The sequence below is a fragment of the Saccharopolyspora sp. NPDC003752 genome (assembly GCF_053605825.1).
This window is the reverse complement of record NZ_JBSGJZ010000005.1, coordinates 27,418-50,666: the sequence shown is the minus strand read 5'-3', so window position 1 is coordinate 50,666 and position 23,249 is coordinate 27,418. Positions and strand designations below refer to the sequence as shown.

The 23,249-nt window shown below is 70.2% G+C and carries 23 protein-coding genes; 12 read left to right on the top strand and 11 right to left on the bottom strand.

Annotated features, from left to right (window positions below):
• Window positions 1-22 precede the first annotated feature (22 nt).
• Complete coding sequence (locus tag ACWEV3_RS08440; RefSeq protein ID WP_452613244.1) at window positions 23-631, top strand: TetR/AcrR family transcriptional regulator; 609 nt, start codon at window positions 23-25, stop codon at window positions 629-631.
• Window positions 628-1,314 (top strand): YqeB family protein, encoded by a 687-nt coding sequence (locus ACWEV3_RS08435; protein WP_452613243.1) that lies wholly within the window; start codon window positions 628-630, stop codon window positions 1,312-1,314. Before ACWEV3_RS08440 ends, ACWEV3_RS08435 begins: the two co-directional genes overlap by 4 nt.
• Window positions 1,315-1,321: 7 nt before the next feature.
• Here the strand turns inward: ACWEV3_RS08435 and ACWEV3_RS08430 are convergent, their stop codons facing one another.
• The 3 genes from ACWEV3_RS08430 to ACWEV3_RS08420 are packed head-to-tail and all read right to left on the bottom strand — an operon-like array spanning window position 1,322 to window position 3,645.
• Window positions 1,322-2,344, bottom strand: coding sequence for a WXG100-like domain-containing protein (locus ACWEV3_RS08430; RefSeq protein ID WP_452613242.1), 1,023 nt, complete (start codon window positions 2,342-2,344; stop codon window positions 1,322-1,324).
• Window positions 2,345-2,352: 8 nt separating this feature from the next.
• Window positions 2,353-2,667 carry a hypothetical protein gene (locus ACWEV3_RS08425; protein WP_452613241.1) on the bottom strand — a complete coding sequence of 105 codons (315 nt, stop codon included), beginning with the start codon at window positions 2,665-2,667 and terminating at the stop codon, window positions 2,353-2,355.
• Between the two features lie 48 nt (window positions 2,668-2,715).
• A complete protein-coding gene (locus tag ACWEV3_RS08420) occupies window positions 2,716-3,645 on the bottom strand; it encodes a hypothetical protein (protein ID WP_452613240.1) in 930 nt (309 codons plus the stop codon).
• A gap of 145 nt (window positions 3,646-3,790) precedes the next feature.
• On the opposite strand from ACWEV3_RS08420, the gene dusB reads away from it, so the two are divergent.
• The 7 genes from dusB to ACWEV3_RS08385 all read left to right on the top strand — a co-directional run bounded on the left by dusB (window position 3,791) and on the right by ACWEV3_RS08385 (window position 11,949).
• Window positions 3,791-4,939 carry a tRNA dihydrouridine synthase DusB gene (dusB, locus tag ACWEV3_RS08415; protein WP_452613239.1) on the top strand — a complete coding sequence of 383 codons (1,149 nt, stop codon included), beginning with the start codon at window positions 3,791-3,793 and terminating at the stop codon, window positions 4,937-4,939.
• 78 nt (window positions 4,940-5,017) lie between these two features.
• Window positions 5,018-5,416: a hypothetical protein gene (locus tag ACWEV3_RS08410; RefSeq protein ID WP_452613238.1), complete on the top strand. Its 399-nt coding sequence runs from the start codon at window positions 5,018-5,020 to the stop codon at window positions 5,414-5,416.
• Window positions 5,417-5,712: 296 nt separating this feature from the next.
• Window positions 5,713-6,585 (top strand): GGDEF domain-containing protein, encoded by an 873-nt coding sequence (locus tag ACWEV3_RS08405; RefSeq protein WP_452613237.1) that lies wholly within the window; start codon window positions 5,713-5,715, stop codon window positions 6,583-6,585.
• A gap of 254 nt (window positions 6,586-6,839) precedes the next feature.
• Complete coding sequence (locus tag ACWEV3_RS08400; protein ID WP_452613236.1) at window positions 6,840-9,455, top strand: LCP family glycopolymer transferase; 2,616 nt, start codon at window positions 6,840-6,842, stop codon at window positions 9,453-9,455.
• Between the two features lie 99 nt (window positions 9,456-9,554).
• Window positions 9,555-10,202, top strand: a complete 648-nt coding sequence (gene phoU / locus ACWEV3_RS08395) for a phosphate signaling complex protein PhoU (RefSeq protein ID WP_132482228.1) — start codon at window positions 9,555-9,557, stop codon at window positions 10,200-10,202.
• A 133-nt stretch (window positions 10,203-10,335) separates the two neighbouring features.
• The gene (locus tag ACWEV3_RS08390; protein WP_452613235.1) at window positions 10,336-11,193 is read left to right on the top strand and encodes a helix-turn-helix domain-containing protein; all 858 of its coding nucleotides are present in this window, start codon (window positions 10,336-10,338) and stop codon (window positions 11,191-11,193) included.
• 198 nt (window positions 11,194-11,391) lie between these two features.
• Window positions 11,392-11,949 (top strand): Uma2 family endonuclease, encoded by a 558-nt coding sequence (locus ACWEV3_RS08385; protein WP_452613234.1) that lies wholly within the window; start codon window positions 11,392-11,394, stop codon window positions 11,947-11,949.
• A 180-nt stretch (window positions 11,950-12,129) separates the two neighbouring features.
• Here the strand turns inward: ACWEV3_RS08385 and ACWEV3_RS08380 are convergent, their stop codons facing one another.
• Entirely contained in the window at window positions 12,130-12,927 is a 798-nt protein-coding gene (locus tag ACWEV3_RS08380; RefSeq protein ID WP_452613233.1) for a helix-turn-helix domain-containing protein, read from the bottom strand.
• Between the two features lie 106 nt (window positions 12,928-13,033).
• On the opposite strand from ACWEV3_RS08380, the gene ACWEV3_RS08375 reads away from it, so the two are divergent.
• Entirely contained in the window at window positions 13,034-13,390 is a 357-nt protein-coding gene (locus ACWEV3_RS08375; protein ID WP_452613232.1) for a nuclear transport factor 2 family protein, read from the top strand.
• Between the two features lie 274 nt (window positions 13,391-13,664).
• On the opposite strand, the gene ACWEV3_RS08370 is transcribed toward ACWEV3_RS08375, so the two are convergent.
• Together ACWEV3_RS08370 and ACWEV3_RS08365 are read right to left on the bottom strand one after the other, a co-directional pair.
• Entirely contained in the window at window positions 13,665-14,558 is an 894-nt protein-coding gene (locus tag ACWEV3_RS08370; RefSeq protein ID WP_452613231.1) for a TIGR03564 family F420-dependent LLM class oxidoreductase, read from the bottom strand.
• A 1-nt stretch (window position 14,559) separates the two neighbouring features.
• Window positions 14,560-15,444 (bottom strand): zinc-binding dehydrogenase, encoded by an 885-nt coding sequence (locus tag ACWEV3_RS08365; protein ID WP_452613230.1) that lies wholly within the window; start codon window positions 15,442-15,444, stop codon window positions 14,560-14,562.
• 87 nt (window positions 15,445-15,531) lie between these two features.
• Between ACWEV3_RS08365 and ACWEV3_RS08360 the strand changes: the two genes are divergently transcribed.
• Window positions 15,532-16,119 carry a TetR/AcrR family transcriptional regulator gene (locus tag ACWEV3_RS08360; RefSeq protein ID WP_452613229.1) on the top strand — a complete coding sequence of 196 codons (588 nt, stop codon included), beginning with the start codon at window positions 15,532-15,534 and terminating at the stop codon, window positions 16,117-16,119.
• 344 nt (window positions 16,120-16,463) lie between these two features.
• Here the strand turns inward: ACWEV3_RS08360 and pstB are convergent, their stop codons facing one another.
• The 5 genes from pstB to mshD form a co-directional block, all read right to left on the bottom strand.
• Window positions 16,464-17,240 carry a phosphate ABC transporter ATP-binding protein PstB gene (gene pstB, locus ACWEV3_RS08355; RefSeq protein ID WP_452613228.1) on the bottom strand — a complete coding sequence of 259 codons (777 nt, stop codon included), beginning with the start codon at window positions 17,238-17,240 and terminating at the stop codon, window positions 16,464-16,466.
• 10 nt (window positions 17,241-17,250) lie between these two features.
• Window positions 17,251-18,165 carry a phosphate ABC transporter permease PstA gene (gene pstA, locus ACWEV3_RS08350; protein WP_358581475.1) on the bottom strand — a complete coding sequence of 305 codons (915 nt, stop codon included), beginning with the start codon at window positions 18,163-18,165 and terminating at the stop codon, window positions 17,251-17,253.
• Window positions 18,162-19,121, bottom strand: a complete 960-nt coding sequence (pstC, locus tag ACWEV3_RS08345) for a phosphate ABC transporter permease subunit PstC (protein WP_452613429.1) — start codon at window positions 19,119-19,121, stop codon at window positions 18,162-18,164. The genes pstA and pstC overlap by 4 nt, the downstream gene beginning before the upstream one ends.
• Window positions 19,122-19,287: 166 nt before the next feature.
• Window positions 19,288-20,403, bottom strand: a complete 1,116-nt coding sequence (pstS, locus tag ACWEV3_RS08340; protein WP_452613227.1) for a phosphate ABC transporter substrate-binding protein PstS — start codon at window positions 20,401-20,403, stop codon at window positions 19,288-19,290.
• A 218-nt stretch (window positions 20,404-20,621) separates the two neighbouring features.
• Entirely contained in the window at window positions 20,622-21,575 is a 954-nt protein-coding gene (gene mshD / locus ACWEV3_RS08335; protein WP_452613226.1) for a mycothiol synthase, read from the bottom strand.
• Window positions 21,576-22,017: 442 nt separating this feature from the next.
• Here mshD and ACWEV3_RS08330 point away from each other — a divergent pair, with 442 nt between their 5' ends.
• Window positions 22,018-23,241: an APC family permease gene (locus ACWEV3_RS08330; RefSeq protein WP_452613225.1), complete on the top strand. Its 1,224-nt coding sequence runs from the start codon at window positions 22,018-22,020 to the stop codon at window positions 23,239-23,241.
• Window positions 23,242-23,249: the final 8 nt, after the last annotated feature.

The following is a 23,249-nucleotide window of genomic DNA, read 5'->3' as shown; positions in this document are numbered from 1 at the left end:
GTTAATTTGCTAGCCTGGTGGCATGGCTCGAACAGTCGACCCGGAGCGCTCCGCAGCGCGGCGCAAGGCGATCACGGAGGCGGCCGCGACGTTGTTCGCGGAGCGGGGCTTCGAGAACACCTCCGCGGCGGAGATCGCGAAGGCCGCGGGCGTCAGCTCGGGGAGCGTCTTCTACTACTTCGCCGACAAGCGCGCCGTGTTCCGCTCGGTGTTCGAACAGGACCTGCCCACCTCCCGCGAGCTGGTGCGGCGGTGCACCGCGGGCGAGGACCCGGTGGCGTCGATCCTGACGATGGTGGACGAGCTGGCGGCCGAGGCGATGGACCCGATCGCCCCCGGCCTCCTCGTCGAAATCCTGCGGCAGGCCGGCAAGGACCCCGAGTTGGCGCAGGTCATCGGCCAGAACTCGGCGATCCTGCGCGCGGGGTTCGCGGAACTCGTCGAGCGCGGCATCCGCGCCGGAGCCATCGATCCGGCGCTGGATCCACATGAGACGGCGGAGGCGATCGAGGTCGTCATCGACGGCGCCTTCGTCAACGCCGACCCCGACCGCGACCCGCGGCCGATGCTGCGCCGGATCGTCGCGAAGTTGCTCTCCCACCCGTGCGAACCCGCTGGAGAACCCGCATGACCACCACCGAAACCTCCGTCACCCTCCGCATGTCCAACGTCGTGCTGTGGCTGCTCGGAACAGGCTGCGGCGCCGCCGGTTTCGGCCTGGGATTCCTCGTCAAACCACTCGTGGAGTGGATCGTCGACGCCGTCGGCGATGCTCCCGGCCCGCTGCGGCTGGCCGCCGCCCTGCCGACCGTCTGGGCGGTGCCCGTCCTCACCCTCGTCGGCCTCCTGATCGGCGCCTGGCTGGCGAGCACGGCGCAGAAGGAAGCCCTGGTCCTGACGGTCAACGCCGCGTGCGTGGGCCTGCGGCAGGACGGGGCCGACCGCCACATCCCGCGCGACGCGATCGGCTCCGTGTTCCTGGACGGCAAGGAACTGGTGTTCCTCGACGCGCAGACGAAGCAGATCGCCCGTCACAAGGCCTCCGACCTCTCCAAGACCGCCGTGCGCACCACCTTCGAGCGCTTCGGCTACCCGTGGGCGGGCATGAGCGATCCGCACGAGCAGGAGTACCAGCGCTGGACGGACGGGCAGCCGGGCCTCGACGAGCACGCCAACGGGCTGCTGCGCGCCCGCGCCCGGGCGCTGACCGACAAGCAGGCGGGCGTGGCGGCGGACCTCGCCGACCAGCTCCAGGCGGCGGGCGTGGTGCTCCGCGACCGCGACGACGCCCAGCAGTACCGCCGGATCGGCTGATCGGGGGTCACATCGGACGGATCACGCCGGACCGGACCAGATCGTCGTAGTTCGCGACGATCTCCTGCTGCACGATTTCGGGCGTGAGCGCGTCCGGACCGTACTTCTCGTGCAGGTCCATGCCGAACTGCACGGCGGCCTGGTCCGTCGGGTCGGTGCGGTCCTGCGTGCCGTAGTCGGCGACGTTCGCGCCGGCGTGCAGCTCGTCCTCGCTGAACCCCGCCTCCAGCCCGACGTAGCCGTAGTGGATGTTCGACCACGTGTCGTACCGGATCTCGCCAAGCACCCCGGGAATGGGCGTGTACGTGTTGTCCTCGACCGTCATGCCCAGGATTTTCGACTTGTGGTCCCATTCCCCGCCGGGTTTGACGAGGTTGCCCCAGTCCACGTAGGCGCCGGCCTTCTCCAGCCCGCTCAGGACTCCGTCGGACCGGTTCTTCTCCTGCAGGTCGAGAACCCTGGGATCCTTGGAGTTGTCGACCATCTCGTCGGTCATGTACGCCACGATGTCGCCGAACTCCCCGAACGCGTCCCCGGGTTTGCGCTGACTGGCCACACCGGAATCGAGGTACTCGACCTGCTGAGCGGCGTCGTCCACGATGCGCCGGACCTGGATGGCCACGTCCGCGGCGAACGAGCCGAGCCTCTCCCGCATCTTCGGAAGCGCCCCGTACGCCTCGCTGTTGCTGAAGATGAGGTTGCTGATCTTGCTCTTGGTGGCCTCGACGATATCCGCGAACAGGGCGACGTGGTGGCCCTGCTGCACACAACTCAGCCGCACCACACCGGTCGCGGCAACGATGTGGCCGACGTGCGTGGCGAAGATCTGCCCCGCCGAGTCCGGCCACGCTTCGCCGAATTCGCCGTGATGGACAGGAGGTGTGGTGAACGCCAGCGAGGCGTCGCGCCAGGCTCCGGCCAGCTCGCGCATGCGGTCCTGGTCGGTTTCGGGCCACCACCAGAACTCGGCGTCCGTCGATTTCACGGCATTCCAGAGTCCGTTCGGGTCGGCCGGTTCCGGGATGAACACGATCCCTCCTATCGCGGGAAGCAGCCGGTGGCGTCCTGCTGGGCGAGGAAGTAGATCGCCACCGCGTCCGTGCCGTTCTTCCCCTGCGTCAGCCACCGCCCCGGCAACGGATCCGCCAGCGCAACAACGGATTCCCCGGCTGGGCCGTATTCGCGCCGGAACGCACTCCCCAGCGGATCGCGGCCGATGCGCGACTCACCCGCCTCGATCGCCGCCCGGTGCCGGTTCCACTCGGTCTGCATGTCCTCGCCGACCGCGATGAGCACCCGGGACAGGTGCTCGAAATCCTCGGGCTTCATGTGGATGCAGTGGGGGTCCGCCATGTTTGAAGCCTGGCCCCCCGGAAGGCCCGCCGCGGCCCCCTGACCGCTTCAGGCCACGCCGGGCTGCGAGCTGCCGACCGCGCCCCAACCCGCGTCCAGGTGGCCGCGCAGGACGCCGTAGGTCGGGGCGAGCGCGCGCAGTACCGCAGCAGCTGCGCGGTCGTCGCCGGTGACCAGCGGGTGCTGGAGCGCACCGACCAGCCGCGCCTGCTCGGCGAGGACGACCGCCGCCTCGGTGCGACCGACCCGGTGCAAGCACGTCGCGGCGTCCGACAGCCGCCGCGCGCCAACGCGGATCACGAAGTCGACGAGCTGTTCGCGCATGTCGTCCCCGCAACCGGATTCGAACAGCTCCGCCAGGGCGAGCGCGGCGGTGCCGCTGCCCGGATCGGCGCGCAACCAGTGGGCCGCGCGGTCGAGCGATGCGCGGATGGCGTCATCCGGATCGACCTGCGCGGTCCGGTGGAAGTTCGTGCGCAAGGTGAACGGCTCGCCGTAGTCGATGGTGTCGCCTCGCCACGCCGCGACGAAGTCGCCCACCGGCAGGCGCGCGTACGGGTAGCCCTGCGGGTCGTGCAGCAGCACGTGCTCGTCGTCGATGCCGAGTGCCACGAGGTAGTGGTCCGCGCCGACCGGTCCGGTCATGCCCGGCTGGTACCGCAGATGCCCCATCTCGACGGGGCCGACCATGACCGGACCGTTCGCCAGGCTCGCCGACAGACGATCCAGCGCGGCATCGACGTCACCTCCGCTGGTGGTCTCCGCGGCCCAACCGAGGGCCGCCATGGCGTCGTCCACGCCGATCTCGGGGTCCCAGCCGGGCGGATCGAAGAACGGCAGCGACCCGCCGACCAGCTGCACGCCGAACGGGCTCCCGGTCAGCGTCTCCACGACGCCGACGTCCGGCGCATCCGCACCGATCATCATGACGAGGCTGTGCGAGTAGCAGTACGGTCCTGAGCCGCGATAAGCGATCATGCGGACAAGATGGCCTTTTTCGTGCGAAAACACCACCACCGTCCGCCACGCCCCCGCGGCAGTGCGGGCGGTCCGCGGTCGGCGATGCCCCCGGCGCGACCATCGATGTCGCGGCGGCTGAAGGTCGTTTCGGGCGTCAGCGACAATGGGGGGCGTGACCGCCACCTTGTCCAAGCCCGCCTTGAAGATCGGCCCCTACGAGGTCGATCCGCCGGTGGTGCTCGCGCCGATGGCCGGCATCACCAACGTCGCCTTCCGGCGGCTCTGCCGGGAGTACGGTGCGGGGTTGTACGTGTGCGAGATGATCACCAGCCGCGCGCTGGTCGAACGGCACCCGAAGACCCTGGAAATGATCACCTTCGACGCGGACGAGCACCCCCGCTCCATGCAGCTCTACGGCGTCGACCCGGTGACCATGGGCAAGGCCGTGCAGATGATCGTCGACGAGAACCTCGCCGACCACGTCGACATGAACTTCGGCTGCCCCGTGCCGAAGGTCACCCGCAAGGGTGGCGGCTCCGCCCTGCCGTACAAGCGGCGGCTGTTCGCCGAGATCGTCTCGGCAGCGGTCCGCGCCGCCGAACCGGCGGGCGTCCCGGTGACGGTGAAGTTCCGCATCGGCATCGACGACGACCACATCACCTACCTCGACGCGGGCCGCCTCGCCGAGGAGAACGGCGCCGCTGCCGTCGCGCTGCACGGCCGCACCGCGGCCCAGCGCTACTCCGGCACCGCCGACTGGACCGCCATCGCGCGGCTCAAGGAGCACGTCAAGACGATCCCGGTGCTGGGCAACGGCGACATCTTCAGCGCCGACGACGCGCTCCGGATGATGGCCGAGACGGGCTGCGACGGCGTGGTGGTCGGCCGCGGCTGCCTCGGCCGTCCGTGGCTGTTCCGCGACCTGCAGGCCGCGTTCGCCGGCCGGCCGATCCCGCCCGGGCCGAAGCTGGGCGAGGTCGCCGCCGTGCTCCGGCGGCACGCCGAGCTGCTCGCCGACCACATGGGCGAGGAGAAGGGCCTGCGCGACCTGCGCAAGCACATGGCGCAGTACCTGCGCGGCTTCCCCGTCGGCTCCGACCTGCGCCACCAGTTCGGCCTGGTGTCCAGCCTCGCCCAGCTCGACGACCTGCTCGCCGGGCTCGACCCGGACGTGCCGTTCCCGGCCGACGGCGAGGGCCCGCGCGGCCGCCAGGGATCGGCGGGCAAGGTCGTGCTCCCGGAGGGCTGGCTGGACGACCCGGAGGACGTCACCGTGCCGGTCGGCGCGGAGATCGACAGCAGCGGCGGCTGAGTGACCGAGCAGCGCACCACGAACCGCGATTCCGTTGCGGCGCGCCGAATTCGCCACCGATCGGTTTTCCTCGTCGGCGTGTCGGCGCTGCTTTTCGCGGCCGGATGTGCCCAGCCGCCAACCGAATCCGAGTCGATGCGACTGTCCGAGCAGTACTTCGCGGAGAACAACTCCGCCGCGGCGCGAGGACCCCAAGCGCAACAGGAGTTCTTCCGCCGCACGCAACATCCCGATTTCCAGGACCAGACCTGCGATCTCGGAACGATCACGGTCGAACTCGACCCGGCATTGTCGACGCTGCGGCCGGATCCGGGTTTCGCCCCGGACGGCGCCAAGCCGCGCGGCGAGATCTGGGTGGTCGGAGTCGAGGTGACCACCAGGTCGGCGGGCAGCACCACCGGCCATCAGATCGGTTCGCAACACCTGGTGCTGATGGACGGCCGAATGCACGGATTCGCGCCTTGTCCATCCTGGTAATTGTTGCGCGCTCAAGCGCTGTAACGCGAAGGACGGGCCAAACCGATGAACTTGCAATGCGGTGACGAGAAACACACACTGGTCTGCTCGTCCGTGCGGGTGGGTCCGATCCGTTTTGCTTCCACACACACCCCTCCGCCCGGTACACATCCAAGGCAGCTGCGGATTCGCGCGGCGCTCGCCAATTCGGACCAGGCCAGGGGTCAGCCGGTCGAGCGAATTAGGGCGGTGCGCGAGTCAGAGCAGCTCAAGCGATCCGTCCCACCCGACGACACCACGGACGGGAGGTGAGTGCGATGACCGGACTGCGCAACGGTTTCGCCGGGCCGGAGCCACTGCGTGACGACGAGCCGCCCATCGCGCTGCCTCCCGGCAGGCGCTCCCGGCAGGACCTGGCCAACGGGACCGGGATGGCCGAGCTGCACGAATCGATCGCGAGCCTGCTCGCGTCGCGCGGCCAGTGGCGGCAGGCGTACCACCACCTGCGGTCGGCGCTGGACCTGAAGTCCACCGCGGACGCGCCGCGGGTGCCGGAGCAGCTGCGGCACGAGGTCAACCGGCTGCGCCGGGAGCACGCCGAGGCCCGCGAGCAGAGCCTGCGGGACAGCCTGACCGCCAGCTACAACCGCCGCTACCTCGACGAACGACTGGCCGACCTGCTGGCCGACCACGTCGGCACCGACCACGGGCTGGCCGTGGCACTGGTCGACCTGGACTGGTTCAAGCAGGTCAACGACACCTACGGGCACCTGCTCGGCGACCGGGTGCTGCAGCGCGTCGTGGACCTGCTGCAGGAGGTGCTGCCGACCGGCGCGTTCTGCGCCCGCTACGGCGGCGAGGAGTTCGTCCTGGTGCTGCCGAACATCGAGCCCGCGGCCGCCGTCGCGGTGTGCGAAACAGCACGTTCCCGGGTGGAGCGGTTCCCGTGGGCGCAGATGGCACCGGGGCTGCGGGTGACGGTCAGCGCCGGCGTGGCGCACGAGCACACCACGGCCGATTCCGCGCCGGTGTCGGCCGAGCAGCAGCTGCTCAGCGCGGACGCTCTGCTCTACGCCGCGAAGCAGTCGGGGCGCAACGCGGTCGCGTACCGGACCGGAGCCGAAGTCCGTTTGGCCGGAATTGCAGCGGGACGGCGCGGAACCGCGGGGCGGCGGGTCGGCGGTTACTGATCGCGATCACGCGAAAGCACAGGGTGTATTCGAGAAACATTTACTCCGGCCAACCTGCATAGCACAGTTGGCCGCATTCGACGAGGTCCAGGGCATGATCGTGCACTGATTGTGAAGAAATTGTCGCCCACTATCGTCAATTCGGGCGATCGGCCGTACTATCTCGTAGGCGCCGACCGATACGCGTCGGGGGGTATCGAGCGCGTCGGCAGTAGTCGTAGACCGTTGGCTTTCGCAGGTGGGAGGGAAAACGCGTGCCGCAAGACCCCCGGCATGGCGAATTCGGGCACCGGCGTTCCCGCCCCGACGAGGACGTCGCCGACAACGCCACCGCCGCTTCGACCGGTCGACGCAGGCGCGCATTGAGCGACGACGGCACGGGCGGCACCCGCGTCATCGACCTGCTCTCCAAGCACGGCAAGGCCCCGGGCAACGGCTCCAACCACCGTCGCGCCGCCGAGCCGGAACCCCCGCAAGCACCCCCGGCACCGCAGCCGCCGCAGGCGTCGAAACCGCGCCGCGCCGCGCGACCGCCCCAGAACATCCCGCCGGGCCCGGCGGAGCAGCCGGACCCGCGCGGCTGGACCGCGCCGGAGGGCGCGTCGCGCCGCTCCCGCCCCGCGCCGCCGCCGAACCCCGGCACCCCGCCCGTCACGCCGCCACCCGGCTGGGCGCCGCCTGCGGCGGGCTCCCACGCCTCCCAGGCCCCGAACGGCGAGCCCCGCCAGGGCCGCCGCCGCGCGCGCCCTGAGGCCCCCGCACGGCCCGCCGACGGCCCTTCGGGCCGCGCCCGCCCGAACCTCGGCGGTGCCGCCGCAGCGTTCGCCGGTGGAGCGGCCGCACGCAACGGCGCCCCTGCCGACCTCCCGACGCGCAACGGCGCCCCCGCCGAGCCGCCCGTTGGCCGCAACGGCGCACCCGTAGAGCCGCCCGCCGGCCGCAACGGCGCCCCGGTCGAACGGCCGGGTCGCAACGGCGCCCCGGCAGAGCACCCGGCCCGCAACGGCATGCCGGAGCGGCCCGTCGGCAACGTCGCTCCGATCGAGCCGCCCATGCGCGGCGGAGCCCCCGGCCAGCCGCCCGCCCGCAACGGCGCACCCGCCGAGCCGCCCGCGGCCGAGCCGACCCGAATAACCCAGGCGCTGACCGGCGAGTCCGCCCCTGCGCCCGCCAAGCCGCCGCGCCGCGCGCCGCGCCCCGCCGCCGGCCGCCCGGTGCCGCCTCCGGTGAACGAGGACCTGGAAGCCACCACCCAGCACCCGGCCGTGCCCGCGGGCCCGCCGCAGGCCGAGAAGACCGCGATGGTCGCGCGCCCCAAGCGGGACGACAAGACCACCATCGCCAAGCCGGTGGCGCCGCCGGCCTCGGACGCCGAGGAGACGGCGATCGTCGCGCCCGCCGAGCTCGACGGCCTCGACGACTTCGACGACCTGGACGACGTCGACGACCTCGAGGACGCCGACGAGCCCGGCGAGACGGGCGAGGAGCGCAAGAACGACATCAAGGAGATCGACGCCACGCTGGCGCGGTTCTCCGCGGTCCACGACGAGATCGCCGCCGAAGAGGAAGCCCGGCGCAAGAAGTACTCGTGGCTGCTGGGCAAGCGCCGCGAGCCGGAGCTCGGCACCGACATCCCGTTCGACTTCGTCGAGGGACGCGACGGCCAGTCCCGGATGGAGTGGAAGAAGAAGCAGCGCAAGCGCCGCACGAACCTGATCGTGATGGCGGTGGCGATGGCCGCGTCGCTGACCGTGTTCCTGACCCTCGGCATCGCCTGGGGCGCCACCACGCTCTGGGGCCCGCCGTCGGTCCAGGCGCTGGACCCGAATTCGGACTCCATCAAGGAGATCGCCAAGCAGACCGGCGACCAGAACTTCCTGCTGGTCGGCTCGGACACCCGGGCGGGCGCCACCGCCGAGGACGGCGTGGGCAGCGAGCAGGACGAGCCCGGGGCGCGCTCGGACACCACGATCATCGCCCACATCCCGGCCGACCGGAGCCGGGTCGTGCTGGTGTCGTTCCCGCGCGACCTCAAGGTCGACCGGCCCACCTGCGAGCGCTGGGACGCGACGACCGGCAAGTACACCGGCGAGCAGGTTCCGGCGGACAAGGGCGTGCGGCTGAACTCCGCCTACGCCGTCGGCGGTCCGCTGTGCACGACGAAGGTCATCCAGCAGATCTCCGGTCTGCGCGTGAACAGCTTCCTGGGCATCGACTTCCAGGGCTTCAAGTCCATGGTGGACGCGGTGCAGGGCGTCGAGATCTGCACCGAGAAGCCGATCATCGACTCCACGCTCGGGACCGTGCTGCCCCAGGCCGGCCGGCAGACCCTCACCGGTGAGCAGGCGCTGAACTACGTGCGCGCCCGCCACGTCAAGGGCGACCCGACCTCGGACTACGGCCGGATGCAGCGCCAGCAGCTGTTCCTGTCGGCACTGCTGCGCAAGACGATGTCCAGCCAGGTGCTGCTCGACCCGGGCAAGCTGAGCGACTTCGTCAAGGCGGTCAGCGCGAACACCTTCGGCGAGAACATCGGCGTCGACCGGCTGATGGACCTGGGCCAGCAGATGCAGGGCCTGGACGCCAGCCGGGTGACCTTCATCACCGTGCCCACGACCGGCTACGCCGACGAGCAGGGCATGGAGGTGCTGCGGGAGGGCGACACCAAGGCGCTGTTCCAGGCGATCCTCGACGACGCCCCGATCATGTCGGGCAGCGGCGGCCCCGCAGCCGTCAACACCACGCCCAGCGGCGGCGGTGCCGCGGCGGCGAACGGCCTGTTCCAGCAGCAGCCCGCGGACCCGAACCAGCCGCCGGCCGTGCCGGACGGGCTGTCCACGGTGAACGCCGGAACGGACCTCTGCGGCTGAACCGCTCCGAGCCGCGAGTACGGGTTCATCACGGCCCGTTCACCCCCGGTTCACCACAGGGCATTCTGTCCGATTCCGGCTGGAAGTACCCTGGTTGTCATGCGTGAGGTTTACCAGGAACAGCTCGGCGTGCTGGCCGATGAACTCGCTTCGATGTCGACCATGGTCGGCACCGCCATGGAGCGCGCCACGAAGGCTCTCCTGGAGGCCGACCTGTCGCTCGCCGAGCAGGTCCTCGACGAGGACGTGCAGGTGGACGAGGCGCGGGCCCGCGTCGAGGAGCACGCCTTCGGCCTGCTGGCGCTGCAGGCGCCGGTGGCCGGCGACCTGCGCACGGTCATCTCCGCCATCCACGCCGCCGAAGACCTGGAGCGGATGGGCGACCTGGCGCTGCACGTGGCCAAGACCGCGCGCCGCCGCCACCCGAACGCCGTGCTGCCGCAGGACGTGCAGCCGTACTTCGCCGAGATGGGCCGGATCGCCGTCAAGCTGGCCGGCCGGGTCCGCACCGTGATCCGCACGCAGGACGTCGAGGCCGCGCGCGGGCTCGAAGAGGACGACGACGAGATGGACGACCTCCACCGCCACCTCTTCACCGTGCTGATGAGCCCGGAGTGGTCGCACGGGGTGGCGGCCGCGGTGGACGTCACGCTGCTGGGCCGGTTCTACGAGCGCTTCGCCGACCACGCGGTCTCGGTGGCCCGCCGAGTGGTGTTCGTCGTGACCGGAAAGATGCCGACCGGCTGAGCCGTCGTCGCAGGTCACGGGTCATTCGGCCGGGAAAGTATTAATACTCGGTCTCAGTACTCGATGTTGCGATCGTCGTGTGCGATGCTCGTTCGGGTGAGAAGGTTCCGAACAGCTTCCGGCGGGGTGCCCGGTGCGTAAGAGTCCGACCGTGCACCGTCGACGGCTGGGCAGCGAATTGCGGCGACTGCGCGAATCCGCCGGCCGCACGCACCGCGAAGTCGCCGCTCACCTCGACTGCTCCCAGGGCAAGATCAGCCAGATCGAACTCGGCCGGGTGCCGGTGCGCACCTCCGACGTGCGACTGATGGCCGAGTTCTACGGCGCCACGACCGATCAGCTCTCGGCGCTGGTGGACCTCGCGCAGGACTCCAAGCAGCGCGGCTGGTGGCAGCAGTACCCGAGCACCGCGCAGCGGCCCGGCCTGCAGACCTACCTCGGCCTGGAGACCTCGGCGAAGGCGGTCAGCTGCTACGGCTCGGATCCGCTGCCGGAGCTGCTGCAGACCGCCGAGTACAGCCGGGCCCTGCTGACCTCCGGCGCGCAGCCCTACGGGGCGGACGAGCTGCAGGAGCGGCTGACGGTGATCTCCACCCGGCAGCAGCGGTTGCTCGGGGAGAGCCCGCTGGAGCTGTGGGCGGTGCTCGACGAGGCGGCGCTGCGGCGCGCCGTCGGCGGCCCCGCGGTCATGCGCCAGCAGCTGGAGCACCTGGTGCTGCTGGGTTACCGGCGCAACGTCACGATCCAGGTGCTGCCGTTCCGCACCGGCGGGCATCCGCTGATGGGCGACCGGATCGCGGTGTTCTCCTTCCCGGACGACGCCGACCCGCAGGTCGTGCACCTGGGCGACTCGGCGAACTCCCGGTTCCTGGACAAGCCCGAGGACACGGCGGACTACCTGAAGTCGTTCGAGCAGGTCTGCACCCGGGCCCTGAACCCCAAGGACTCCAGCGCCTTCATCTCGGCCATAGCCGACGAATCCCCGGCCTAGCGCACGTTCGGTTTCCGCTGGTCAAATGCCATGCGCTAGACCACCCACCGCACGTTCGGGCCGCTACCAGCGCCAAAGGCACAATGCGGCCGCCAACACCCGGGTCTTTGCGTCGACGTCGCTTGCCGCAGCTGGGACACTGAGTCAGTGCAGAACCTTGCAGGTTCTGCACCTGCCAGCCAGGAAAGGAGCCGAGCCGTGAGCCTCGTGCACGCCGTTCCCGCAGCGCTCGGGCCGCACACCGTGTCCGAGTGGCACGAGATGCCACAGCCCGGCAATGGGCGGCGGTTGGAGCTCCTGGCAGGCTGGTTGATCATGCCCCCTGCCCCGACCCGCCGGCACCAGCGCATCGGCGATCTCGTGCGCACCGTTCTCGAGGACACTTTCCCCGAGAACATGGCGGTCACCGCCGCCGCGGTCGACGTTTCCACCCCCCGGCGGGACGGGCTCATCCCGGACGTCATGCTCATGACCCACGACACCGACGACGACCCGGCACGAGCCGAAGACGTGCTCCTGGTCGTCGAAGTCTGGTCGGACGGCAATACCGCGCGGGAGCGGGTGGAAAGGCGCCATGCCTACGCAACCGCGGGCATTCCGTTCCTGTGGGAGATCACCTTCGACGCCACCACTGCCGAACTCGTCGGCCAATGCAACGACCACGGACGATGGCTCGAACTCGACCGCCTCCCGCTCGGGCCTGACCCGATCGCGGTGACCGCCGCGCCGAAACCCCTCACGCTCGTGCTGACCTGAGCCGGCCCGGCACAGCGGCCGACGCCCGCGGAACCCCGGCTTCATGCGGTCCGCACGCGGGCGGGGCGTCCATTGTGGTCTGTTTCGTTGTAGCTCCACCCGTGCCTGATCCGGCCGAGCCGGCTTTCCAAGTGTTCGACGAGCTTCATCCAGACTTGCCCGGTCGCGATTTCGTGGAAATCAGGCCATTCGCCTGGATCGGAGGAAGTCCGCTGTGGACTGGTCCGCCGGGAAGAAGGACTCGATCGCCAGTTCCGCGACCGTCACGTCCAGCGGGGTGCCGAAGACCGTCGTCATGCTGAGCAGCGACAGCTCCCGGTCGCCGTGGCGGAGGCGCAGCGGCACCACGACATCGCTCGCCCCCGGTAGCTCGACCTCCGGTTCCGGCTGGTCGCACGGGTAGTCGCGGAGCTCCGCGAGCAGCTCGGCCAGCGCCGGGTCCGCGGTCGCCGCGGCCTGGCGGCGCAGCCGGCCGAGGACGTGGGCGCGCCACTCGCCGAGGTTGGCGATGTTCGGCGCCACGCCCTGGGGGTGCAGGCTCAGCCGGAGGACGTTCACCGGCGGCGCCAGCAGATCCGCGGCCGCGCCTTCGAGGAGCAGTCCGACGCTGGCGTTGCTCTCCACCAGCTGCCACGCCCGGTCGACGACCAGCGCCGGGTACGGCTCGTGCCCAGCGAGCACCTGGCGCAGCGCCGCTCGCACGGCCGCCAGCTCCGGCACGTCCAGGCCGCTCGCCGGGTAAGCCGGGGCGTAACCGCCCGCCAGCAGCAAGCTGTTGCGCTCCCGCAGCGGCACGTCGAGCCGTTCGCTGAGCCGCAGGATCATCTCCTTGGTGGGCTTCGACCGGCCGGTCTCGACGAAGCTGAGGTGCCGCGTCGAGATGTCGGCGTCCAGCGAGAGCTGCAGCTGGCTCAGCCTCCGACGCTCCCGCCATTCCCGGAGCAGCACGCCCACCTGGCGCTGTTTCACCGTTGTCACACCACGACATTAGCCACCGGCGCCATTACCTCCCGGGTAATCGACGCGGTGACTTCCACGCCGCACAGTGGTGCTCACCGAACCGCAGAACGGAAGGGTTTCCACCATGAACGAGCTCCTCGACCGCTACCTCGCCACCTGGAACGAGCGGGACGCCGACAAGCGCCGCGCGATGGTCGACGAACTCTGGGCCGACGGCGGCACCTACACCGACCCGCTGGCCGACGTGCGGGGCCGGGAGGCCATCGACGCGACGATCGCGGCGGTGCAGGCCCAGTTCCCGGACTTCGCGTTCCGCCCGGGCGAGGTCTTCGACGCCCACCACGACATCGCCCGCTTCACCTGGGAGCTCGGCCCGGCGGGCGGCGAAGCCGTGGTGGTCGGCTTCGACGTCGCGGTCCTCGACGAGAACGCCCGGATCCAGGCGGTGCACGGCTTCCTCGACAAGGTCCCGGCGATGTGATGCCCCGGTCGTGAGGGATGTCGTGGTGTTGAGGTGCGGTAGGGCGGGTTGTTGTCTTTGAAGCGGCGAAGCTGCTTAGCCCGCCCTCGCAACTCGCACCGCCGCGGGTTCTCAGGGGTCTTCTCGCGAGGACAGCCCCGACGTGGTGAATTGGCATTCATGATGTCGGGGATCCCACAGCGAGAAGGCACCTGAGGTTCCGCCACCCGCACCGCCACGCAGAGCAAGTTTGCAAACAGGCTCTCCGGCGACCATTGCCACTCACGACACCGGGTCAGGCTGCGACGTTCAGCGCCGCCATGAGCCGCCTGGTCCGCCGCTGCTCCTCGTTGGTCCCGAAGGGGGCCGCGATGAGCTCGGTGGCTCCCGCCGCCGCAAAGCGGCGCAGCGCGCGTTCCACCGCCGCGTCGTCGCCGATGACGGCGACGTCCTCCGGGCCCGCGAGCCCTTGGCGGTCCAGCACCGCCCGGTAGGCGGGCAGTTCGCCGGCGATCGCGAGTTGCGCGGCGAACCGTTCGCGAGCATCGTCCACATCGGACACCACCGACACCGACACCATCGCGACGACGCGCGGTTGTGCCGCAACCGCCCGGATCGTCGGCACGATGTGCTCGTCGAGCGCCCGCGGCCCGGCCCAGACCGTGATCGTGCCGTCCGCGAGCTCGCCCGCGATCCGCAGCATCGCCGGCCCCAGCGCCGACACCAGGAGCGACGGCGGCTCGGCGTCCGGGACCTCGACCTGCCCGGCCGCCCGCAGCGTCGCGCCGCGGAAGTCGACGGCTTCGCCGCGCAGCAGCGGCCCCAACGCCGCCAGGTACTCCCGGACGTGCCGCGCGGGTTTGTCGTAGGAGTAGCCGAACTGGTCCTCGACGATCACCCGGTGGCTCGGCCCGATGCCGAGGTCGAGCCGGCCGCCGGTGATCGCCTGCACCGTGAGCGCCTGGCCGGCGAGCATCAGCGGGTGGCGCGGATAGGTGGGCACGATCGCGGTGCCGAGCCGGATGCCCGGCACCGCAGCCCCGATCGCGGCCAGCGAGGTCAGCACCTCCCACGACGCGTGCTGGCCCAGCCAGAAGCTCCCGAAACCGTCGGCCGCGGCGTCGCGAACCACTGCCAGCAGATCCTCGTGCGAGAGCTCCCGCTCGTCGACGCAAAGCCCGATCCGCATGTCAGCCCCTCACGTCCAGCACGGCCTTGCCCGAAACCCGCCGCTGCAGCAGCGCTTCGGCGGCCTCGTCGAGGCGTTCCCACGAGCCCCGCCAGCCGACCTCCGGCGAGATCCGGCCCGCCGCCAGCAGATCGGCCAATGTGGACAGATCCGCGGCGGGCGCGGCGACGTCGCCGAAGGTGTTGAGCGACTTCGACGGCCCGACCGCGAAGATCGAGTAGGGCTCGAAGACCGCCGGTTCGCCGGAGGTCCAGCCGATGTTCTGCACGCTCCCGCCCAGCTTGACCAGCTTCCAGGCGTCGACTAGCAGCTGCCCGCCGACGTTGTCCAGCACCAGGTCGACCGGCCGCACGCCGGCCAGGTCGGAGACCACCTCGTGCGCGCCCAGCTCCGCCAGGCCGTCCTGCCGGTTGGCCTGCGCGATGACGTGCGCGCCGCCGATCGCGGCGAGCTGCACGGCGAAGCGCCCGACGCCGCCGGAAGCCCCCGTGATCAGGACCCGCTTGCCGAGGATCGGCGCGGTCCGCAGCGTGCGCAGCGCGGTCAGGCCCGCCATCGGCAGCGCCGCCGCGTCGGCCAGGTCCGCCGTCGCCGGAACCTCCGCCACCGCATCGGCGTTCACCGCCATGCGCTCCGCCCAGGCGCCCGCGCCGAAGGCGATCACCCGCGCACCGACCGGCGGGCTCCCCTCCGCCGCCCGCACGACGACGCCCGCGGCGTCGTAGCCGTGGACGGTGCCCGGGGCGAGCCGCTCGGCGAAGGCGATCTCGCCGTGGTTGAGCGAGATGTGGTGGACGTCGAGCAGCACCTGCCCGTGCTCCGGCTCCGGGACCTCGGCAAGGCGCAACTTCGCGGGTGCCGCCGGGTCGGCGACGAGTGCTCGCATGTTCCCTCCAAGCGTTAACCGGACCGTCAGTCCGTTTAATCGACGGTAGCATAGGCGGACCGACGGTCCGGTTCTTCAGGAGGGGATGTGCCGAAGCAGGAGCGAGCCGACGCGGCGCGCAACCGCCAGGCGGTGCTGGAAGCGGCCGAGCGGCTGCTGGCGGAGCGCGGGCACGTCTCGCTCGACGAGGTCGCGGCCGAGGCCGGGGTCGGCAAGGGCACGGTGTTCCGCCGCTTCGGCAGCCGCGCGGGCCTGATCAGGGAAATCCTGGCGGAGCGCTCCCGGGCGCTGCGCGAGAACGTCACCAGCGGGCCGCCGCCGCTGGGCCCGGGCGCGCCGACCCGCGAGCGGCTGATGGCGTTCCTGGTGGAGCTGACCGGCATCGGCGAGCAGAACGCCTCGCTCCTGTCGGCGCACGAAGCGGCCTGCGCCGACCACAAGCACGAAGACCCCAGCTACCGCTTCTGGGCGCAGCACATCGCGGACCTGATCACGGCGGAGAGCCCGGACCTGGACGCGGACTTCCTGAGCCACGCGATCCTGGCGACCTTCGACGCCGACCTGATCCGCCACATGCGGACCCGCGGCCCCGGCGCCTTCACGAGCGCGGTCCAATCCATGGTCACCACGCTGCTCGACGCACCCCGAAAGCAACAGGACCCCAGTTTCAATTGAAACTGGGGTCCTGAGTCAGACACCCACACCAGTTTCAATTGAAACTGGGACACCCGGGCACGGTGCCCAGTTTCAATGAGCGTTTTTCATCCTGGTCGACCCGCAGCTGCGGGCCGCAAAGGTGCACGTCGATGGGCTGTCGCATGCGCCGCAGGCGCATAGCCCACCTACGACGCCGGCACCGCTGCGGGTTCTCAGACGCTTCCTGGCGAGGACGGCCCTGACGCCGTGTATTGGACATACATAAGTCAAGGCACCCACAGACCAGGGAGCCTCTGAGGTTCCGCTACCCGCACCGCCACGCAGAACGAGGTTGGAAAAACCTCAATTGAAACTGGGGGTGATCAGCCGAAGCGGCCGGAGATGTAGTCCTCCGTCGCCTTCTGCGTCGGGTTGGAGAAGATCTTGCCCGTCTCGTCGATCTCCACCAGCTGGCCCGGCTCGCCGACCGCGCGCAGGTTGAAGAACGCCGTCTGGTCGCTCACCCGCGCCGCCTGCTGCATGTTGTGGGTGACGATGACGATCGTGTAGTCCTGCTTGAGCTGAGAGATCAGGTCCTCGATCGCCAGCGTCGAGATCGGGTCCAGCGCCGAGCACGGCTCGTCCATCAGCAGCACGTCCGGCCGCACCGCGATCGCTCGCGCGATGCACAGCCGCTGCTGCTGCCCGCCCGAGAGGCCGCCGCCCGGCTTGTTCAGCCGGTCCTTGACCTCTTCCCACAGGTTCGCGCCGCGCAGCGCCCGCTCCGCGACGTCGTCGAGCTTCTTCTTGTTCTTCTCGCCCGCCAGCTTCAGGCCGGCCACCACGTTGTCCCGGATGGACATCGTCGGGAACGGGTTGGCCCGCTGGAAGACCATGCCGATGGTCTTGCGCACCTGCACCGGGTCCACGTCGTTGGCGTAGATGTCCTCGCCGTCGAGCATCACCTTGCCCTCGACCCGAGAGCCCGGGATGACCTCGTGCATCCGGTTCAGCGAGCGCAGCACGGTCGACTTGCCGCAGCCGGACGGGCCGATGAACGCGGTAACGCTGCGGGCGGGCACCTGCAGGGTCACGTCCTGCACGGCGTGGAACTTGCCGTAGAAGAGGTTCAGGTCCTTGATGTCGAGACGCTTGGCCATGTTTCGGTCCCTACTTCGTCTTGATCGCGAGCAGCTTGGACAGCAGCGACGCGACAAGGTTGATCAGCATGATGACGAGCACGAGGGTCAGCGCGGCGCCCCACATCCGGTAGTCACCGGCCACCGTCCCGGTGCTGCGCTCCATGTAGATCACCAGCGGCAGCGACGCCATCTCACCTCCGAAGAGGTTGTAGCTGATCGAGCTCGAGTAACCCACCAAGATCAGCAGCGGCGCGGTCTCGCCGAGCACGCGCGCGAGGCCGAGCATCACGCCGGTGAGGATGCCGGACAGCGCGGTCGGCAGCACGATGCGCAAGATCGTCTTCCACTTGGGCACACCCAGCGCGTAAGACGCCTCGCGCAGCTCGTCCGGCACGATCAGCAGCATCGTCTCGGTGACGCGCACGACCACGGGCAGCATCAGCAGCACCAGCGACAGGGCCACCGCGAAGCCGCTGCGGCTGAACCCGAAGGTGGTGATCCACAGCGCGTAGATGAACAGGCCCGCGACGATCGACGGCAGACCGCTGAGGATGTCGACCATGAAGGTCGCGATCCGCGCGAACCGGGACTCCCGGCCGTACTCGATCAGGTAGACGCCGACCATGATGCCCAGCGGCACCGAGATGACCGCGCACACCAGGCCCTGCAGCAGGGTTCCGATCAGGGCGTGGTTGATGCCGCCGCCGAAGTCGTTGGGCAGCAGCCCGTTGAACGAGTTCGTCCACCAGGTGGAGCCGAACATCGGCTTGAGGCCCCGCTCCAGCAGCGTCCACAGCACCCACAGCAGCGGGACCACCGCGACCACGAAGGCCGCCCCGAACAGCGTGGTGGCCAGGTTGTTCTTGAACTTCCGCCCGAAGCTGATGCGCTGGAACGCCGGCGGGGTGGCGAGCTGCTCCACGTCAGCGGTGTCGGTCCTCATGCTTTCCCCTTACCGCTGGAGTTCTCGATCCAACGGGCGAGCGCGTTGACCGCGAAGGTGATGACGAACAGCACCAAACCGGCCGAGATGTAGGCGCCAACCTGCAGGTTGTTGTTGAACTCCCCGGAGCCGAGCGCGATCTTGGAGGCGAAGGTGGCACCGGCGTCGAAGACGCTGTAGTTCGGCGGCGCGGTGCTCATGCTCAGGATGATCGTCAGCGCGACGGTCTCGCCGAGCGCGCGCCCCAGGCCGAGCATCGACCCGCCGATGAACCCGTTGCGGCCGAACGGGAACACCGTCGTGCGCACGACCTCCCACTGGGTGGCGCCGAGCGCCAGGGCGCCTTCGATGTGCATGGTCGGGGTGCGCTGGAAGACCTCGCGGCTCACCCCGGTGATGGTCGGCAGGATCATCACGGCCAGCACGATGCCGGCGGTGAAGACGTTCGCGCCGGAGTCGGTCGGCGCGTTGCCGCCCGCGAAGATCGGGATCCAGCCGAGGTTCTGGTTCAGCCACAGCGCGACGGGCTTGAGCACCGGGCCCAGCACCAGGTAGCCCCACAGGCCGTAGATCACCGACGGCACCGCGGCGAGCAGGTCGACGATGTAGGCGAAGGGGCGGGCCAGGGCCCGCGGCGCGTACTGGGTGAGGAACAGCGCGATCCCGCAGGCGATCGGCATCGCGATGACCAGCGCGACCACCGAGCTGGCCACCGTGATCCAGGCCAGGTCGATGATGCCGAAGCTCATGTCGTTCGGGTTCGAGGTGTTCCACTCCCTGCTGAACAGGAAGTTCACCTGGTCGACCTGCAGCGCGGGGACGGCGCGGATCAGCAGGAAGATGCCGATCGCGGCGATGAGCGCGACGACGAACGCGCCGGAGGCGGTCGCAACCGTGGAGAACACCCGGTCGCCGATGCGGACCTTCGTGCCCGCCGTGGTTTCGGGAGCGGAAATGGGAGCCTCCGGTCCGGAACTGGGCGCCGAAGCGCCCCGCGGCGCACCGTTGTCGGTGTCCGCGGGGCGCTGATCGGCTCTAGTCGAGTCGGTCACTGCTGTTTGCAGCCTCTCACTTCGTCCGTTCGACCCTTGTTTCACCCTGGGTATGTGCGACCCGGGTTACTCACGAGATGGCGTTGACGGCAGTCAGGACCTTGCCCTTGAAGGACTCCGGCAGCGGCACGTAGCCGGCCTTCTCCAGCTCGTCCGGGTTGGCGTTGGCCGCGACCGTCAGGAACGCCTTGACCGACTTCGCGGTCTCCGCGTCGTAGCCCTTGGAGCAGACGATCTCGTAGGTGTTCAGCACGATCGGGTAGACGCCCGGCGCCTTGTTGCCGTAGATCGAGTCGAGGTTGACGCGCAGGTCGTTGCCCTCGCCCTTGATCTCGGCGTCCTCGATGGCCTTGCCGACGTTGGCGGTGGTCAGCTCGACCGGGCCGGCGCCGCTGTCGATCTTGGCGATGCCCAGGCCGAGGTTCTTCGGGAAGGACCACTCGACGTAGGTGATGCTGCCTTCGGTGGCCTTCACCGACTGCGCGACCTGGTCGCTGCCGTCGCGGCCCTGGCCGATGCCGGGGCCACCCTGGAACTGCTTGCCCTTGCCGGTCCAGCTGCCGCCGGTGGCGGTGGTCAGGTACTTCTGGAAGTTATCGGTAGTGCCGGACTCGTCCGAGCGGAAGAACGGCACGACGTCCTTGGCGGGCAGCTGCGCGTTCGGGTTCAGCGCCTTGATCGCCGGGTCATCCCACTTCTTGATCTGGCCCTGGTAGATCTTGGCGATCACGTCGGCGTTGAGGGTCAGGTCGGTGACGCCGGGCAGGTTGTAGGAGATGGCGACCGGGCCGAACACCATCGGCAGGTTCCAGGCCGGGTTGCCCTGGCAGCGCTCGGCGGCCTTGGCGACCTCGCCCTTCTCCTCGCTCAGCGGCGAGTCGGAACCGCCGAAGTCGATCTGGCCGGCGGTGAAGGCGGCGACACCCTTGCCGGAGCCCGACTTGGTGTAGTTGAGCTTCTGACCGGCGCACTTGAGGCCGTAGTCACGGGCGAAGACGTCCATGGCGTTCTTCTGCGCGGAGGAGCCCTCACCGGAGACCGGCTTGGTGCCGCACTCGACCTGGAGGCCGTCCAGGGCCGGGTTGCCGCCACCCTGCGGGGTGTTCTGGTCCGACCCGCAGCCGGCGAGCACGAGCGCGCCCGCGGCGAGAACGGCGAACGCAGCGCTGTGCCGCTTGATCTTCACTTCGTTCCTCCAGTTGGAAACCCTGCGGTTGCGCGGCCGAGCAGGCGCAGGCCCGTGTTTTGCCGCTCGCCAGGGACGCTAGGGAGTCGGGGTGGACGGCCTTCGCCATCGAAGTGAACGGGAGGTGAACAAGGCACGCTAAGTAAGCAGGCCCACAGTCGAACGGGGGATTGGCAGCCCGATTCTCAGGTGAACCAGTGACTCAGGGCAAAGATCGATCAGCGCCCAAATTGCACGTCCGTGTCCCATTTCTCGAATCCCAACCGCTGGTAGACCTTGATTGCGGGCGCGTTGTCACCTTCGACGTAGAGCATCACCTGACGGGATCCAGTGTCGCGGAGGTGGCGCAATCCGGCCACCGTGAGTGACCGACCCAACCCGCCGCCCTGCGCGGCCGGATCGACGCCGACGACGTAGACCTCGCCCATGCCGTCGGGGTGGACCTTGGTCCAGTGGAAGCCCAGCAGCCGGTCCTCGCCGTCCACGGCGAGGAAGAACCCGGCGGGGTCGAACCACTCCTCGCGCTCCTTGGCGCGCAGGTCCTGCTCGGTCATGCCGCCCTGTTCGGGGTGCCAGGAGAACGCCCGGTGGTTGACCTCGACCACGGAGGGTTCGTCCCGGCCTGCCCGGAAGGTGCGGATGCGCACACCTTCCGCGAGCTCCGGCTCGGGCAGCTCCGGGGTGGCGAGGTCCCGGCCCATCCGCCACAGCTCGCGGGGCCGGCTGAGCCCGAAGCGCTCGGCCAGCCGCACCGCGCCGGGGTGCTCGCCGTGCGACCAGATCCGCAGGCGGCCCAGGTCGGGCGCGGGTTCCGGGGAGAGCTCGGCGCGGTCCAGCAGCGCCTCGACCAGGCGGGTGCCGACGCCCTTGCGGCGGTGGTCGGGGTGCACGGCCAGCTCGGCGACGAGCTGACCGGCGGTCTTCTCGTGCTCGGTGTCCAGGTGCGCGTACCCGATGAGGACGCTCCCGGCGTCGCGCACCACGAAGTGCTCGGAGCGCACGTCGGCCTGCACCGGCTCGATCTGGTGGATGACGTCGCGATGCGCCTTCAGGCGCAAGATCACGTGTTCGCCGACCGGGGCCACCCCGTCGGCCTGCTCGGCCTTGTCGAGCAGGGCCATGACCTCGGCCGCTTCACTGCTGTCCAGTCCGTTTCGCCAAGTCAGCTGCACGCCACCGACGTTACCCACGAACCTTGCGGTTGACGCGAGCAGAACGCTAATTTCCCGAAGCCACCTCGCCCCAAGGCCAACCCAGGCGAACACCACCACTCGCCCCGAGGCCCGGCCGGAGCCCCAACCCACTCCGCCCCGGGGCCCAGCCCGGGTCCCGGTCCGCAATTTCAATGGAAATCAGAGGTCCGATTTCCATTGAAATTGCGGAAGTTGTCCACAGCCACCCTGGGTTGTCCACATCCCCTGGCGTGTCGGGCCCCGACACGCCGTTGATCCGCAAGTTCCATTGAAATCGTGGCTGGCCACGACCCCGGCCCCGGCCCTGGTCCCTGGCCCCGGCACCGGCACCGGTCCCTGGCCCGAGCGGGGCGGGGCGAGAGGCCGCCGACGGGTCGACGAGTTCAGGAGCAGATGTGCCGACAGATGCGAGGACCACCACGTGAGCGAGCTCCGCCGACGCCTGAACACCGCGGACGCGGTGACGATCGGGCTGACGGCCATGATCGGAGCGGGCCTGTTCAGCGCCTTCGCCCCGGCGGCGGCAGCGGCCGGATCGGCCCTGATCATCGGCCTGGTCATCGCGGCGATCATCGCGTTCTGCAACGCGAGCAGCTCGGCGGTCCTCGCGGCCCGCTACCCGGCGGCGGGCGGCACCTACGTCTACGGCCGCGAACGGCTCGGCCCGTTCTGGGGCTACCTCGCGGGCTGGGGCTTCGTGCTCGGCAAGACGGCCTCGTGCGCGGCGATGGCCCTGACGGCCGCCGAGTACCTCGCCCCCGCCGCCGCCAAGCCCGTCGCCGCGGCGTTCGCCGCGGCTCTGGGCGCGGTGAACTACGTCGGCGTCACCCGCACCGCCAAGCTCGCTCGCATCCTGCTCGCGGTCACGCTCGCGGCGCTCGCGTGCACGCTGCTCGCGATCTGGCTCGGGGGTGCCTCGGCTGCCGCCTCGGCGTCCCCGCCGCCTGCGCCGCTGGGCGTCCTGCAGTCCGCCGGGCTGCTGTTCTTCGCGTTCGCGGGCTACGCCCGCATCGCGACGCTCGGCGAGGAGGTCCGCGATCCGCGGCGGACGATCCCGCGCGCGATCCCGGTCGCGCTCGGGATCGTGGTGTGCCTGTACTTCGTGGTGGCGGTTTCGCTGCTGGTGGCGCTCGGCCCGGCGGGCCTCGCGGCGTCGTCGGCTCCGCTGGCCGACGCGGTGCGGGCCGGCGGCTTGTCGCAGCTGGCGCCGGTTGCGGTGGTTGGCGCCGGGGTTGCCGCGCTCGGCTCGCTGCTCGCGCTGCTCGCCGGGGTGGGCCGGACGACGTTGGCGATGGCCCGGGAGCGCGATCTGCCCGCGCCGCTGGCCGTGGTGCACCCGCGCTTCGCGAGTCCGCACCGCGCGGAGCTGGTGATCGTCGCGGCTGTCGTCGTGCTGGTGCTCGTCACGGATTTGCGGGGTGCGATCGGCTTTTCGTCGTTCGGCGTGCTGGTGTACTACGCGATCGCCAACGCTTCGGCGTTCACCTTGCCTCGCGACCAGCGCTGGTTCCCGCGCGCGCTCCCCGTGCTCGGCCTCGTCGGCTGCGTGGTTCTGGCGTTCGCGCTGCCATGGGCATCGGTGCTCAGCGGCCTCGCCTGCTTCGCGCTCGGCGCCGCCGTCTGGGCCTGGCGCCACCGCGCCTGACCTCGATC